General features: G+C 31.4%; 13 protein-coding genes. 5 read left to right on the top strand and 8 right to left on the bottom strand.

Going from position 1 to position 13,213, the window contains the following annotated elements; all coding sequences use genetic code 11:
• Window positions 1-38 precede the first annotated feature (38 nt).
• The 3 genes from ABD941_RS12540 to ABD941_RS12530 all read right to left on the bottom strand — a co-directional run bounded on the left by ABD941_RS12540 (window position 39) and on the right by ABD941_RS12530 (window position 3,023).
• Complete coding sequence (locus tag ABD941_RS12540; protein WP_345274484.1) at window positions 39-1,139, bottom strand: glycosyltransferase family 4 protein; 1,101 nt, start codon at window positions 1,137-1,139, stop codon at window positions 39-41.
• A gap of 187 nt (window positions 1,140-1,326) precedes the next feature.
• Entirely contained in the window at window positions 1,327-1,806 is a 480-nt protein-coding gene (locus ABD941_RS12535; protein ID WP_345274483.1) for an Lrp/AsnC family transcriptional regulator, read from the bottom strand.
• 71 nt (window positions 1,807-1,877) lie between these two features.
• On the bottom strand, window positions 1,878-3,023 hold the full coding sequence (locus tag ABD941_RS12530) for a M14 family metallopeptidase (RefSeq protein ID WP_345274482.1): 1,146 nt from the start codon (window positions 3,021-3,023) through the stop codon (window positions 1,878-1,880).
• Window positions 3,024-3,316: 293 nt separating this feature from the next.
• Here ABD941_RS12530 and ABD941_RS12525 point away from each other — a divergent pair, with 293 nt between their 5' ends.
• Both ABD941_RS12525 and ABD941_RS12520 read left to right on the top strand, forming a co-directional pair.
• Complete coding sequence (locus tag ABD941_RS12525; RefSeq protein WP_345274481.1) at window positions 3,317-3,697, top strand: helix-turn-helix domain-containing protein; 381 nt, start codon at window positions 3,317-3,319, stop codon at window positions 3,695-3,697.
• Between the two features lie 40 nt (window positions 3,698-3,737).
• Window positions 3,738-4,106 carry a DNA topoisomerase IV gene (locus ABD941_RS12520; RefSeq protein ID WP_345274480.1) on the top strand — a complete coding sequence of 123 codons (369 nt, stop codon included), beginning with the start codon at window positions 3,738-3,740 and terminating at the stop codon, window positions 4,104-4,106.
• Window positions 4,107-4,109: 3 nt separating this feature from the next.
• Here ABD941_RS12520 and ABD941_RS12515 read toward each other — a convergent pair whose 3' ends face one another.
• Complete coding sequence (locus ABD941_RS12515) at window positions 4,110-4,610, bottom strand: hydrolase (protein ID WP_345274479.1); 501 nt, start codon at window positions 4,608-4,610, stop codon at window positions 4,110-4,112.
• A gap of 11 nt (window positions 4,611-4,621) precedes the next feature.
• On the bottom strand, window positions 4,622-5,383 hold the full coding sequence (locus ABD941_RS12510) for an MBL fold metallo-hydrolase (RefSeq protein WP_345274478.1): 762 nt from the start codon (window positions 5,381-5,383) through the stop codon (window positions 4,622-4,624).
• 96 nt (window positions 5,384-5,479) lie between these two features.
• On the opposite strand from ABD941_RS12510, the gene ABD941_RS12505 reads away from it, so the two are divergent.
• On the top strand, window positions 5,480-6,943 hold the full coding sequence (locus ABD941_RS12505; protein WP_345274477.1) for a TonB-dependent receptor: 1,464 nt from the start codon (window positions 5,480-5,482) through the stop codon (window positions 6,941-6,943).
• Between the two features lie 59 nt (window positions 6,944-7,002).
• Here ABD941_RS12505 and bcp read toward each other — a convergent pair whose 3' ends face one another.
• Window positions 7,003-7,455 (bottom strand): thioredoxin-dependent thiol peroxidase, encoded by a 453-nt coding sequence (gene bcp / locus ABD941_RS12500; protein ID WP_345274476.1) that lies wholly within the window; start codon window positions 7,453-7,455, stop codon window positions 7,003-7,005.
• 35 nt (window positions 7,456-7,490) lie between these two features.
• Between bcp and ABD941_RS12495 the strand changes: the two genes are divergently transcribed.
• On the top strand, window positions 7,491-8,150 hold the full coding sequence (locus tag ABD941_RS12495) for an endonuclease III domain-containing protein (RefSeq protein ID WP_345274475.1): 660 nt from the start codon (window positions 7,491-7,493) through the stop codon (window positions 8,148-8,150).
• 261 nt (window positions 8,151-8,411) lie between these two features.
• On the opposite strand, the gene ABD941_RS12490 is transcribed toward ABD941_RS12495, so the two are convergent.
• The gene (locus ABD941_RS12490) at window positions 8,412-8,996 is read right to left on the bottom strand and encodes an RNA polymerase sigma factor (RefSeq protein WP_345274474.1); all 585 of its coding nucleotides are present in this window, start codon (window positions 8,994-8,996) and stop codon (window positions 8,412-8,414) included.
• A gap of 237 nt (window positions 8,997-9,233) precedes the next feature.
• On the opposite strand from ABD941_RS12490, the gene uvrA reads away from it, so the two are divergent.
• Window positions 9,234-12,017, top strand: a complete 2,784-nt coding sequence (gene uvrA, locus ABD941_RS12485; RefSeq protein ID WP_345274473.1) for an excinuclease ABC subunit UvrA — start codon at window positions 9,234-9,236, stop codon at window positions 12,015-12,017.
• Between the two features lie 52 nt (window positions 12,018-12,069).
• On the opposite strand, the gene ABD941_RS12480 is transcribed toward uvrA, so the two are convergent.
• Window positions 12,070-13,137, bottom strand: coding sequence for a DUF3667 domain-containing protein (locus ABD941_RS12480; protein WP_345274472.1), 1,068 nt, complete (start codon window positions 13,135-13,137; stop codon window positions 12,070-12,072).
• Window positions 13,138-13,213 lie beyond the last annotated feature (76 nt).

The raw sequence follows: 13,213 nt of genomic DNA, 5'->3' as shown, positions 1-13,213 counted from the left end.
CAAAATCCATAGTAAGTAGCTTAATACATTTTGTGGTTTCATTTACTTAACAATGTTTCAAAAAGGTTTTTCCATTTTGGGAATATATTATCTGGAGATAGTCTTAGAATACTTTCTCGAGCTTGATGTCCCATTTTTTTTCGTTTTTGCGGGTTTTCCATTAAATTAATTAATGATTTTGCAAAAGAGTCTGTATCATCAATATTAACGAGAATACCATCTTCTCTATGAGTAATTAGTTCTTGAACTCCACAAGGGCAATTAAAGGCTACCGCAGGAACACCGCAAGCCATAGTTTCTATAAGAACTAAAGGAAACCCTTCAAACCTTGATGAAAGGGCATAAATTGAGGATTCCATATATACATCCATAATGTTTGAAACAGGATCATGGAAATTTATATAGTCTAATATGCCATAGTCTTTTGCTAATGATAACATACTTAGAGTCTCATCTTTTTTACCATAAATTTCTAATGTCCAGTCCTTGTAAGTTTTTACAACTTCTTTCCAACTTTTTAAAAGCATGTCAAATCCTTTTTGATGTGTATGTCTACCAACAGCCAACACTTTCTTGTTTTCTAATTTAGCATGCTCATCTGGATAAAAGATTAAAGGATTGCTTATTACAGTCAGGTTTTTTAAATTTTTCCATTCTTTTATATGGTCATCAGACAACAGCACTAAAGTATCATACCGTCGACCTCCTTTCAACAACAACTTTTTTCCTATGTTAATGATTTTGTCCTTTATAGATGTAGCATTTTGGGTATAATTGACACGTTTTGAATTATGACGTTCATAAATCAATTGGAAATTCTTTTTTAGAAAAATGGGGAGATACAATCCAAATATATTATCAATACAAACAATAACAACTGAAGGTGCTTCGGCTTTCAATATCTCGTTTATTTTTTTGAATCTAGAAAAATGATGTGATATACTATTGCTAAGCTTTGGGATATTATGAATCTTAATAGCTTCGCTTAATTCAAAAAACGGAGTATCCTCAACTTCGTCTAAAGTTAATATAGTGACTTCATAGCCATAGTGTTTTATAAAATAATTGGATTTTAAAGCTATAATTCTCTCTTGTCCTGTCGTTCCATTTATTTGATTAACTATGTAAAGTAATTTCATTTTTGAATTAAGATTTGAGCGGTGACAGATTTAACCATAATACAATATCACTTATGGTACGTTGCTAATTTAAAAAAAATACCATTTAAAACGCTAAAAATTAGATAAGAGTCATGTTTACAACATATTGTCCATAAAAAAACCCTTAAATTAAGGGTCTTTTTAAAAATATTATATAAAATAAAATTTACATATCATTAAAAATAGAATGCATTAAACGTTTTTTATCGTTTATGCTTTCTTCTAAAGAAATCATGGTCTCAGTTCTGTAAACACCTTCAATAGCATCTAATAAAAAGATAACTTCTTTAGCATGCTCAGTACTTCTAGCTCTAATTTTACAGAAAATATTAAACTTTCCTGTTGTAATGTGAGCTACTGTAACATAAGGAATTTCATTTATGCGTTCTAAAACGAACTTAGTTTGGGAAGTGTTGTTTAAGTATACTCCAACATATGCTATGAATGAATATCCAAGTTTTTTATAATCTAGCATTAATGAAGATCCTCTAATTATTCCAGATTCTTCCATTTTTTTAACACGTACATGAACAGTACCTGCAGAGATTAATAATTTTTTAGCAATGTCTGTAAATGGAATTCTTGTGTTATCAATTAACATATCAAGAATTTGATGATCGATTTCGTCTAATTTAATTTTCCCCATAATTAATTTATTCTTAAATAAAAAGCAAAATTAATACATTTTTATTAATAATAACTCATAAATAGTACGTTTTATTTCGGTAATAATGAGATTTTCTCATTATTTAATATTACGAAAACGTTTTCGTTATCTATTTTCAATAATTGACCATGATCATCAAATACTTCAAATCCCTTAGCATCAATCTCCCGATGTCCAAAAAATGTATCCATTTTATCAATTTTGTTGATTTTTGGAATAAATCTTACTTTATCTTTAATCAGCTTTTCCTGATATTGTATACCAATATCAACCAAATCACCATTTATTTTAGTATTTCTAATGATAATATCTAAAAAACACTTATCATTTTCTGGAATATTAAAGTAAGATTCATAGTTCTCACCCATAGTGTTGGTTTTAGAAATATAATCTAACGAAGTGATATATGACAAATAAATTAGCTCCCGTGTTTTTTCTCGTTCATAGTCATTTGGGTAATGCCCAGCTTCAAATAAAATGGTTGGTATGTTGTTACTCTGAAAAGTGTCCCCAACACAATTTAAGTTAAAAGCATCATCATATACTCCAACTTGATTTGGAATAACTTCCTGTAAAGCGGTATTCATTACACTTATTACATCCATAGCAATCTTTCTATTAGCCGTTACGGTACAGGCTTTATCTTGGGCAGGTGCTAAAAAAGATACCGTTGCTAATTTATTAGTGTTTCCAGCACTAAAAATAGTACGTTGCCCATGAAGGTTATAGCAAAAATGTGGGTTAAACAATTCAAAAATAAATTTTAAAACCTTGCTTTCTGGTTGCGTTAAATTTTGAGCATCTCTATTTAAATCAACCTGATTGGCATTAATACGGGTATAAGCCTTGGCGCCATCTGGATTTAATATAGGGATGATATATAATGTACACGCATCTAAAATGTATTTCAGCTTTGCATCTTTATCTAATAATGTATTTAAAAGATCAAACAAGGACTTAGTAGTAGTAGATTCATTTCCGTGCATTTGAGACCACATTAAGATTCTTTTTTTTCCATGACCAATTTTTAAACCATATATAGAATCCCCTAAAACAGACTTACCAATAGTTTCAATAACAATGCTTTCATTTAAATTATTTAACAAAGGTTCTATGTCTTTATTCGTTATATAACGACCAGATAAACCAGTTTCTTTATACTTTGAAAACAATGATTTTATATACTCAACTTGCATACTTATATATTTATATGACAAATGTAAACAATTACTAATTTACAAATGTAAACAAGACATGTTGCCAATATGTTTACAATAATACACAAAACTATTAACCCCATTCTATTCTAAGTTTAAAATCTATATGATTTGATTTTTTGTAAATTCAAATAATTGATAACTAGTAATTTAAATTTTAAAAAGTGAAGTGATAGTTTATATAAAAAATAAATTTAAACATAATAAAACTCCATTTTTTAAGTTATATTGTTACATTTGTAAAACAGAGTTGACCACACATGTAATTTACAATGATAAACACTGAAAATTTTATAAAACGACTGCATAAAGTGATGGATTATTATGGAGAATCCGCCTCCTCTTTCGCTGAAAAAATTGGTGTACAGCGATCAAGTATCTCTCATATTTTATCTGGTAGAAATAAGCCAAGTTTAGATTTTGTTTTAAAAGTACTTTCTGCTTTTCCTGAGGTTGATCTCTATTGGCTATTTAATGGCAAGGGAGAATTTCCTTCTAAAGAGAAATCTGAGAAAGCCTATCCGCCTATCGAAAAAGAAATAATAACTTCTGTTTCAACCAATGAATTAAAATCTGATATAAAAAGTGATAAAACCATTGAACGGATCGTTGTTTTTTATTCTGATGGAAGTTTCAAAAATTTCGAGAATTAACTCTATTCTTTTATTAGCTTTGCCTTTTAATACTTATGCTATGCGATTTTTAGTTCTTCTTCTACTTTTCCTTCTATTTAGTTGTTATGAAACCCCTCGAAACTGTAAAGATTATAAAACTGGTGAATTTTTTAGTGAAGTTGTTATAAACGACCAACTGTTTAAGTCTTCCTTTAAAAGAAGCAAAAATTTACAGGTTGAAGTTTATAATAACAAAACAGATTCATCACAGCTTAGATGGATAAACAATTGCGAAGTTATTTTTAAAACCATCAATCCAAAGAATATGGCAGAACAAAAGGATATTCATTTAAAAATCCTAACAACAACAGATTCTTCATATACTTACGAATACTCTTATGTAGGTGAGGTAAAAAAACAAAAAGGCATTGCTTATAGAGTAAAATAACGACTAATCAAATGGGTACAAAAAATATTCTATTAGATTGAATTTGAGTTGTTTATCTTGAGTGATTTCATAAGTCAAAAAAATCTCTCCCCAATACTCACCATCCGAAAAATCAGCAATAATCCATTTATGGTTTAACATTTTTACAGTGTTAATTAGCATCTTTCTGCCTTCACTAGCGGCGTAAGGTACTATGGGGTGGTCTCCTTTAACTTCATTTAACCTATAAAGCTCATCTTTAATAAAAGGAATCAGTTCATCAATATTATAGCCTTCATCTTCAAAATAACTAATAGCATCTTCGTTTCTGTCTAAATTAAAATGAGACACTTCAATGATATCATTTTGCAAAACAACTACTGAATCTTTATATTTTTCCAATTGTGCTTTATAGCCCACTAATTTGTTGTCCATATCTTCAAATACGCGCTTTGCATTTACATATTGAAACAATATTAGCAGTATGGCAAACACAAATAAATACATAAAAATTCTTGACTTCATCTTCTTTAATTTTAAATGGTTAACCGCAAGCCATCATAGGCTAAAAAAACATGTTCAGGCAACGACTTTTCAACGTCCTTATGAAATCCTAACAAATGACTAATATGCGTTAAATAAGCCTTTTCAGGGTTTACTTTGTTAATAAATTGCAATGCTTCCTCTAGGTTAAAATGCGACTGATGTGGTTTTATACGCAATGCATTCACAACCAAAACCTTAACGCCTTTTAACTTTTTTACTTCTTTGTCCTTAACGGTTTTCATATCGGTTAAATATGCAAAATCATTAAATCTATATCCAAAAACTTGTAGCTTGTTATGTTTTCCGTTTATAGGGACTACTTCCAAATCGTTCAGCATAAAAGGCTTCTTTTTAATGCGATTTGTAATAACCGTTGGAGCTCCAGGATATTTGTTTTCTGTACTAAAAATATAATCAAACCTTTTGTATAGTGCTTTTAGAACACGTTTGTGGGCATAAATAGAAATATCCCCTTGTCTAAAATAAAAAGGTCTGATATCATCCAAGCCCAAAACATGATCTGAATGTTCGTGTGTAAACACAATACCATCAATTTTATCGCACTTGGCTCTTAACATTTGATATCTAAAATCCGGACCACAGTCCACAACATAAGTATAATCACTCCACTCTACTAAAATAGAGACCCGTAAGCGCTTGTCTTTTGGGTTTTTACTCAAACATACAGGGTGTTTGCTTCCTATAATCGGAATGCCTTGTGATGTGCCAGTACCAAGAAAAGTAATTTTCAATTTTTAATAAAGTTTCACACAAAAATAAGCTTATTTTTATTTTTTGCCTTACTTATTTAATACCTTTGTGAATATTAGCAATAACCTATAATTGATATGGAAATAACCATAAAAGGAGACAAAGAATTTGATGATATTCCATCGTTAAAATCTAAGGCACTGAAAATTAATCTTAATGCAAATATTTACGGAACATTTGCTGAAATTGGAGCTGGACAAGAAACTTGTCGTCATTTTTTCAGAGCTGGTGGTGCTTCTGGAACCATTGCCAAAGCCATGTCTGCTTACGATAAAGATTTTAGTGATGCTATTTATGGCGCGGAAGATGATGGCCGTTACGTAACAGAAGCACGTTTACGAAAAATGCTTACCCATGAAATGGAACTCATGGAAAATAGATTAACTCGTGAAAAAAATCCAAATAAAATATTTTTTACTTACGCTAATACCGTTGCTACCATAGATTTTGCCAAACAATTTAAAGGCCATGGTTGGGTTGGTATTAAATATCAAGTAGAAGCCACTGGTGATTATAACGAAATTATTTTGCATTTGCGTTTTAAAGAAACAGATGCACGTTTGCAACAAGAAACACTTGGAATATTAGGGACAAACTTAATTTACGGTGCGTTTTACAAGTATAATGAACCTAAAAAATTGTTACGTTATTTATATGATCATTTAGATAAAGATCGATTGGAAATTGACACCATAAATTTTTCGGGTCCCGTTTTTAAAGATATTGATAACCGATTAATGAGCTTGCAATTGGTTAAAAATGGCATGACAGATGCCGTAATGTTTGGGCCTGATGGCACAAATGTACTTCCAGCAAAAGTGTTTTACAAGAAAAATATTTTAGCGTTACGTGGTAGTTTTAGACCTGTAACTAGAGTAAATATGGCTATGTATGAGAAATCATATGAAATGTTTATCAAGGAAAACAAGGTTGATGTTAATAAAACGGTAGTCGTTTTTGAAATTACCTTATCTAATTTAAGGGCTGAAGGTGAAATTGACGAACAAGATTTTATAGATAGAGCCGATTTGCTTTGCTCGTTAGGGCAGTCTGTAATGATTTCCAACTTCCAAGAATATTTTAAAGTTGTTGAATACTTTTCTAATTACACTAAAGCCAGAATGGGGCTAGCTATGGGCGTAAGCAATTTGATTGATATTTTTGACGAGAAGTATTATCGTCATATAAGCGGTGGTATTCTTGAAGCCTTTGGGAAATTATTCTTTAAGGATTTAAAAGTATACTTATACCCTATGCTCGATCCGAATACCGGAGAACTCATTAATAGTGAAAACTTAAAAGTATATCCACGTATGAAAGAATTATACAAATTCTTTAAATACAATGGAAAGGTTATTGATATAACGGATTATGATGAAACTATAATGAACATTTTTTCTCGCCAAATATTACAAATGATTTCTGATGGTGAACGTGGTTGGGAAGATATGGTTCCAGAAGGAACTGCAGAGCTAATCAAGGATTACCGCCTATTTGGCTATACCAGAAAACCTTTAACTTTAAGTAGAAAAAGAAAATAAACGATTTTTATTATTATAAACAAAAGCGGCTATTTTATAGAAATAGCCGCTTTTAATTTTTATGCTAATATTTGGGCAGCGTGATCTTTAGTTTTTACTTTTTCAATAACACGTTCTACGACACCTTTTTCGTTAATCAAAAAAGTCATTCTATGAATACCTTCATATTCCTTACCCATAAATTTTTTAGGTCCCCATACACCAAAAGCATTAATTACAGTTTTATCTTCATCAGCTAAAAGCGGGAAAGGGAATTCATATTTATTTTTAAAATTAGCTTGTCGCTTTGCAGAATCTGCACTTACACCTAATAATTCATAACCCTGGTCTTGCAAGACCTCATAATTATCTCTTAAATTACAAGCTTCAACGGTACATCCTGGAGTACTCGCTTTTGGATAAAAGAAAACCACTAATTTTTTTCCTTTATAATCGCTCAATGAAATAGTATTTCCTTGTTCATCTTTTGCCGTAAAATTCGGGACAGCATCACCTTGTTTTAATGTGTTCATAGTATTAACTTTGATTTTTAACAAAAATACAATTTATGACTAAAAAAGAGAAGGTTAACTTTGTTATTAATGAACTTTACAAACTCTACCCAGAAATTCCAATTCCTTTAGATCATAAAGATCCATATACTTTACTAATTGCTGTATTAATGTCTGCTCAAAGCACAGATGTAAGAGTGAATAAAATAACACCATTATTATTCAATAAAGCCGATAATCCATACGACATGGTTAAACTTACTATAGAAGATATTCGAGATATTATAAAGCCTGTTGGATTATCCCCAATGAAAAGCAAAGGCATCCATGGGTTATCAAAAATACTTATTGAAAAACATAATGGTTTGGTTCCTCAAAGTTTTGAAGCTTTAGAAGAACTTCCAGCCGTAGGACATAAAACAGCAAGCGTGGTCATGTCTCAAGCTTTTGGAGTTCCCGCATTTCCAGTTGATACACATATACATAGGCTAATGTACCGTTGGAATCTAAGCAATGGTAAAAATGTAGTTCAAACCGAGAAAGATGCCAAACGATTGTTTCCAAAAGAGTTATGGAATGAGTTACACTTACAAATCATTTGGTATGGACGTCAATATTCACCAGCAAGAGGCTGGGACTTAGACAAAGATATTATTACAAAAACTATCGGGAGGCAATCTGTGATTCAAGATTATTATAAAAATAAAAAGTCCTGATAATTTTTATTTTATCAGGACTTTTTGAAAACTCAATTTAGAAGTGCTTCAAACTTCATATTATTACAACTTATAACATTTAAAGCCTTTGAATAATTTAGAAGAAAATTAACCGTCTCTTCTTTCGGTTCAAGTTTGTTTAATTTTTTAATAGAATTTTCAGAGTAAAGTTTTGCCATTTTATACATTTATAGGGTTTATTCAAACCAATAACGTAGCAAAACTCACTTTATTGTACACTTAATACAAAAGCTGGTAACATTAGTTTGTTAAAACTATGTTGTGTTTATCTATTATCTTACGCAAATTAATTAATGCATAGCGCATTCTTCCTAATGCAGTATTTATGCTAACACCTGTTCTTTCAGATATTTCTTTAAAACTCATATCCTTATATATACGCATTAATAGTACTTCTTTTTGATCTTCAGGAAGTTCATCAACCAATCGTCTAACATCATTTTCAACCTGCTCTTTAATAATCGTTTTTTCAGCATTTAAACTACTATCACTAAGTACAGAAAAAATGCTAAACTCACCAGTATTATCAAATTTAGGCATGCGATTATTTTTTCTAAAAAAATCAATTACCAAATTATGCGAAATACGCATAACCCATGGCAAAAACTTACCTTCTTCATTATAAGCACCACGTTTTAGTGTCCGAATAACTTTTATAAAAGTATCTTGAAAAATGTCTTCTGCAACATCTTTGTCATATACTTTAGAATAAATAAAACTGTAAATTTTTTGCTTGTGCCTAATGATGAGTGTCTCTAAAGCTCTTTCATCGCCTTTAATATAGTTGCTAACCAATATAGCATCCGTAATAATTTCGTGTTGCATAATAATTACTTTTAGCGCACAGAAGAGGGCTTCTTTGCTTGGGGTTACATGTTTAAAAGTAATGTTCTGCGTATAGGCGAGTGTTTATTTAATAGCTTATTATGTTTCAAATATAACAACAATCATTCCTAAAATGCAAAAATTAACACCTTTTTTTAACATTTTATTCGATAATAATGCATTTTTTATGCTCAAATACTTATAGTATCTTTGCAAGATTATTTCCGTTAAAATCCTATGAACACTGCTATTTCAGAAGTAAACCCAAAAGAAAACATCATTATAAAAGGTGCCAAATTACACAACCTAAAAAATATTGATGTTGTTATACCAAGAAATAAGTTAGTGGTTATTACTGGTTTATCTGGTTCTGGAAAATCCAGTTTAGCCTTTGATACGCTTTATGCTGAAGGCCAAAGACGCTATGTGGAAAGCTTATCAAGTTATGCACGTCAGTTTTTAGGACGACTTAATAAACCTAAAGTTGATTATATAAAAGGAATTGCTCCTGCTATTGCCATTGAGCAAAAAGTAAATTCTACCAATCCGCGTTCAACCGTTGGTACAACAACAGAAATTTACGATTACCTAAAACTATTATTCGCTAGAATTGGTAAAACATATTCTCCTGCTTCTGGCTTAGAAGTAAAAAAGGATACAATTACAGATGTCTTGAATTATTTAAAAACCTTTACTGAAGGTAAAAAGTTATTACTCCTCGCTCCTATTTACCTAGAAGAAGGACGAACCATAGAAGATAAACTAAAAGCCTTGCAACAACAAGGTTATGCAAGGGTTAAAGTAAATGGTTCAGTAGTCAGAATTGATGAAGTCGAATCTATCAACAAAAAAGACACTATACACTTGGTCGTTGATAGAATCATCACTAAAAACGAAGAAAATTTTTATAATAGACTGGCAGATGCCATACAAACAGCCTTTTTTGAAGGTAAAGGCGAATGTATTATCGAAACGCTAAACGATAACAAACAACACCATTTTAGTAACAAATTTGAATTAGATGGTATTAATTTCCTAGAACCTAATGTTCATTTGTTTAGCTTTAATAACCCTTACGGCGCATGTCCGAAGTGTGAAGGTTATGGTGATATTATTGGTATTGATAATGATTTAGTAATTCCAAATACAGGGCTTTCAGTATACGAAAGTGCCATTTTTCCATGGCGAGGCGAAAGTATGAGCTGGTATAAAGACCAACTCGTAAATAATTCACATAAATTCGATTTTCCAATACACAAACCATATTTTGAATTAAGCGATGCTCAAAAACAACTCATATGGGCTGGAAATCAATATTTTGAAGGTTTAAATTCTTTTTTTACTGAGTTAGAGTCCAAGGCTTATAAAATTCAAAATCGTGTGATGTTATCGCGTTACCGCGGAAAAACCAAATGCAAATCCTGTGATGGTAAACGCTTACGTACTGAGGCCAATTACGTGAAAATAGCAGGGTCGACCATTACCGATCTGGTTGAAATGCCATTGGATAAATTAACAAATTTCTTCAAGCAATTAGAATTAAACGATTACGACACAAAAATTGCCAACAGGCTATTAAAGGAAATAAATAACCGATTATCATTTCTTGCCAATGTAGGTTTAGACTATCTAACATTAAACAGAAAATCAAATACCTTATCTGGAGGTGAGAGTCAGCGTATTAATTTAGCAACCTCTTTAGGAAGTAGCCTTGTGGGTTCTATGTATATTTTAGATGAGCCTAGCATTGGCTTACATCCAAAAGATACAGAACGCTTAATATCCGTTTTAAAATCATTACGCGATTTAGGAAATACGGTTATTGTGGTTGAGCATGACGAGGACATCATGAAATCTGCCGATATTATTATAGATATTGGTCCAGAAGCTGGAACTTTTGGAGGTCACGTAGTCGCTAAAGGCACCTATACAGATATTTTAGCATCAGAATCTTTAACAGCTAAATATTTAAATGAAGTGCTAAGTATTGAGGTTCCTAAAACCAGAAGGGCCTCAAAATATAGTGTTGACATTATAGGCGCCAGAGAAAATAACTTAAAGAATATTGATGTTAGCTTCCCGTTAGGTATGTTAACCGTAATTACTGGTGTTTCTGGTAGTGGCAAAAGTACACTTGTTAAAAAGATTTTATATCCTGCACTCCAAAAGAAATTAACCGATTTTGGTGATAAACCAGGCCAATTCACTGCCTTAGAAGGCGATTTCAGCAACATAAAACATATTGAGTTTGTTGATCAAAATCCAATTGGTCGCTCATCGCGTTCAAATCCTGTAACTTATATTAAAGCGTATGATGATATTCGTGCACTTTATTCAAAACAGAAACTCAGTACGATTAGGAACTACCAAGCCAAACACTTTTCTTTTAATGTAGACGGCGGACGTTGTGAAACTTGCAAAGGTGAAGGTGAAGTCACTATTGAAATGCAATTTATGGCAGATGTACATTTGGAATGCGAAACCTGTAAAGGCAAACGCTTTAAAAAAGAAGTTCTAGAAGTGAGATATGCTGGTAAAAGTATTGATGATATTTTAAACCTAACCATTGATGATGCCGTTGCATTTTTTGATGCTAACCAACAAACTAAAATTAAAACCAAATTGCAACCTCTGCAAGATGTAGGCTTGGGCTATGTTACTTTAGGGCAAAGCTCCTCTACCCTTTCTGGTGGCGAAGCTCAACGTATTAAACTGGCAACCTTTTTAGGAAAAGGAAATAACAAAGACAAAACACTCTTTATTTTTGACGAACCTACTACAGGTCTTCATTTTCATGATATTCAAAAATTGTTAAAGTCATTTAATGCGTTGATTGAAAAAGGACATTCCATTATAGTTGTAGAACATAATCTGGACCTTATTAAATGCGCTGACCATATTATTGACTTAGGCCCTAAAGGTGGTTTAACAGGCGGTAATCTAGTGGCATTTGGTACACCAGAAGCTATTATTAAAGTAAAAACTTCTGAAACCGGGAAGTATTTAAAAGAGAAACTCTAAAATACTAAACGCATTTCAGAATCTATCGAATAGCTGGCAGACCTTAACAATTTCAATAAAACAAAAAGGACCCTACTGCCATCATGATAACTGCAATGGGTACCACAAAAGTTAAATAAATAAAACTAACAAGGCAGGTTTTAAAAAAGCTTATAAAGTAACCTTGCTTATAAAAATTCTTAATGGCCAGAAACAAATAGAAAAATGTAGATAAAGCTATAAGAATACTTATAAAATCTGGTATTTTCCATATTAAATTAGCCAATAGGATTATACTAAAAACCGTAAATAAAAATGAGTAAAAATAAAAGCTAAATACCAAATGATGCGCAAAAGCACCACGCCTAAAAAACAGGATTTTTAAAATAAGCGCAAAAATGGGTAACAGTACAAATAAAGATATGGGTATATTGTCATAAAACGCTTGTAAAATCCCTTTGCCACTATGTTCCTGAAACTTCAACATTTTTGAATAAAACCTGCGTTTAAAAAATCCAGCATCATCTTCCATGCCCATGGCCCTTAATTTTTCAGCTTCAGGAGCGTTTATTTTGATTAACGAATCTACTTTTGTTTTATCATAATCAAATTCAAACGTATTAACACTATCCCTTTCTATAGTTGCATTTGTTATAATAGAATCTAGAGCTTTTAAATTGTTTTTATTAAGGCTTTTAATGATTGTACTATCTTTTAAGGTCTTTGATAGCTCTGTTAAGGCCACGGAATCTATGAGTTTGGGATCAATAGATTTCACAACATTATCACTTTCAAATCCTTTTTGAAGTGCTGTGTCAAAATCTTCAACAGATTGTCTGGCTATAAATGAAAACAAAAAGAAAAATACAACCGAAATAAACAAGTACAACTGCGCCGGATGCAAGTACAACAAACGTTTGCCTTCAATAAATTTACTGGCTAAATAACCAGGCTTAAATAATAGCGGGATAAAGCTTTTAAAAAAGCGAGCATCAAAAGAAAAATAATTACTTATGGTATTATAAAACAACACCTTAACAGTTAATTCGTCTTTGGCTTGTTGACCGCAATGTGGGCAAAACTTAAAACCATCTTCAAACTGTTGTTCGCAATTTTTACAAGTTTCTAGGTTGTTTTTCATTAAAAATGATTGGTTTTTATAAAAGTAAGGTTTTTTATTAATAAACATTATAAATCTATTCTATTATCATGTCGAT

Source organism: Flaviramulus aquimarinus, from assembly GCF_039543205.1.
GTDB classification, from domain to species: Bacteria; Bacteroidota; Bacteroidia; order Flavobacteriales; family Flavobacteriaceae; genus Flaviramulus_B; species Flaviramulus_B aquimarinus.
Note: the sequence above shows the minus strand (reverse complement) of the source record. Positions and strands in the feature narration are given on the sequence as shown.

Bases quoted from the DNA above. Each gene is read 5' to 3' on its own strand.
- ABD941_RS12540 (WP_345274484.1), bottom strand. From the start codon at position 1,139: ATGAAATTACTTTACATAGTTAATCAAATAAATGGAACGACAGGACAA.
- ABD941_RS12535 (WP_345274483.1), bottom strand. From the start codon at position 1,806: ATGGGGAAAATTAAATTAGACGAAATCGATCATCAAATTCTTGATATG.
- ABD941_RS12530 (WP_345274482.1), bottom strand. From the start codon at position 3,023: ATGCAAGTTGAGTATATAAAATCATTGTTTTCAAAGTATAAAGAAACT.
- ABD941_RS12525 (WP_345274481.1), top strand. From the start codon at position 3,317: ATGATAAACACTGAAAATTTTATAAAACGACTGCATAAAGTGATGGAT.
- ABD941_RS12520 (WP_345274480.1), top strand. From the start codon at position 3,738: ATGCGATTTTTAGTTCTTCTTCTACTTTTCCTTCTATTTAGTTGTTAT.
- ABD941_RS12515 (WP_345274479.1), bottom strand. From the start codon at position 4,610: ATGAAGTCAAGAATTTTTATGTATTTATTTGTGTTTGCCATACTGCTA.
- ABD941_RS12505 (WP_345274477.1), top strand. From the start codon at position 5,480: ATGGAAATAACCATAAAAGGAGACAAAGAATTTGATGATATTCCATCG.
- bcp (WP_345274476.1), bottom strand. From the start codon at position 7,455: ATGAACACATTAAAACAAGGTGATGCTGTCCCGAATTTTACGGCAAAA.
- ABD941_RS12495 (WP_345274475.1), top strand. From the start codon at position 7,491: ATGACTAAAAAAGAGAAGGTTAACTTTGTTATTAATGAACTTTACAAA.
- ABD941_RS12490 (WP_345274474.1), bottom strand. From the start codon at position 8,996: ATGCAACACGAAATTATTACGGATGCTATATTGGTTAGCAACTATATT.
- uvrA (WP_345274473.1), top strand. From the start codon at position 9,234: ATGAACACTGCTATTTCAGAAGTAAACCCAAAAGAAAACATCATTATA.
- ABD941_RS12480 (WP_345274472.1), bottom strand. From the start codon at position 13,137: ATGAAAAACAACCTAGAAACTTGTAAAAATTGCGAACAACAGTTTGAA.